Origin of the sequence: Neptunicoccus cionae, assembly GCF_014643735.1 — a bacterium.
In the GTDB taxonomy this organism is placed as follows: Bacteria; Pseudomonadota; Alphaproteobacteria; order Rhodobacterales; family Rhodobacteraceae; genus Amylibacter; species Amylibacter cionae.
The window spans coordinates 1-1115 of record NZ_BMKA01000021.1 but is presented as its reverse complement, the minus strand read 5'-3'; the positions used below and the strand labels follow the sequence as shown (position 1 = coordinate 1115).

The window sequence follows — 1115 nt, the reverse complement described above, 5'->3', positions numbered from 1 at the left end:
GGGCACATTCCATTTTGGATTGCATCACTAGATAAATTTCTGATGCAGATCAGGAGGTTGTGATGAGACGACCCTACCGCAAATTGAACATAGATGAACGCAGAATCTTAGCGACGATGCTTCAGACGAAAGCCACGAAGACGAAGATCGCTGAGGTGCTTGGCCGTGATCGTTCAACGATCCACCGCGAGATCAAGCGCAACTGGTGGCATGACGATGAAGTTCCGCAGGCTGACGGTTACTGGCATCTGACAGCGCAGACGCTAGCAGATCGCCGTTACGTGAAGCGCCGCAAGCTGGAGCAGCACGAGGATTTGCGCAATGAAGTGATCGGCAAGCTAAAGACCGGTTGGTCGCCGGAGCAGATTGCAGGGCGGCTCAGGATCGAACCGCGCGCGCCGTACAGGATTTGCCACGAGACAATCTATCAATATGTCTATTCTGACAGCGGCCAATCTCAGGAACTGGACCGGTATCTGCCGGAGCGCCAGAAGAAGCGTAAGCCTCGATATGCCCGTAAAGCCCGTGACCGTGTATTCCCTTTAGAAACAAGCATCCATAACCGCCCAGACGAGATCAACGACCGCAGCCAGTTCGGCAACTGGGAAGGCGATCTGATGATCTTCGAGCGTGCTCAGGGTAACGCCAACGTCGCCACCCTGATCGAGCGCAAGACCCGATACACCCTCCTGCTCAGGAACAACGACCGGAAGTCGCGACCGCTGATGAACAAGCTGATCAATGAGATGTCACCCCTGCCCGCAAATGCGCGCCGCAGCATCACTTTTGATCGTGGCTTTGAGTTCACATCCTGGCGTGAATTACACAAAGGCATGGGCACCAAATCTTGGTTCTGCGACCCGCAGGCTCCATGGCAGAAAGGCTCGGTCGAGAACATGAACAAGCGGGTCCGCCGATACCTGCCGCGAGATACCGCTCTGCTGTCGCTCCCAAATCGATATATGAAGTCGATTTGCGACCGTCTTAACGCCACACCGCGCAAATGTCTGGGCTATCGAACGCCAGCTGAGGCCTTCAGAGATGAGCTGATGAAATTGGAGCGAAGATGAAGTATCCTGCCCACGCAAACCGATGCAATCGGAATGGAACTCACA

At 54.6% G+C, this 1115-nt stretch carries 1 protein-coding gene; it reads left to right on the top strand.

The window, feature by feature from the left end:
- Positions 1–62 precede the first annotated feature (62 nt).
- Positions 63–1070 carry an IS30 family transposase gene (locus tag IEX10_RS19840; protein WP_188679036.1) on the top strand — a complete coding sequence of 336 codons (1008 nt, stop codon included), beginning with the start codon at positions 63–65 and terminating at the stop codon, positions 1068–1070.
- Positions 1071–1115 lie beyond the last annotated feature (45 nt).

Bases quoted from the DNA above. Each gene is read 5' to 3' on its own strand.
- IEX10_RS19840 (WP_188679036.1), top strand. From the start codon at position 63: ATGAGACGACCCTACCGCAAATTGAACATAGATGAACGCAGAATCTTA.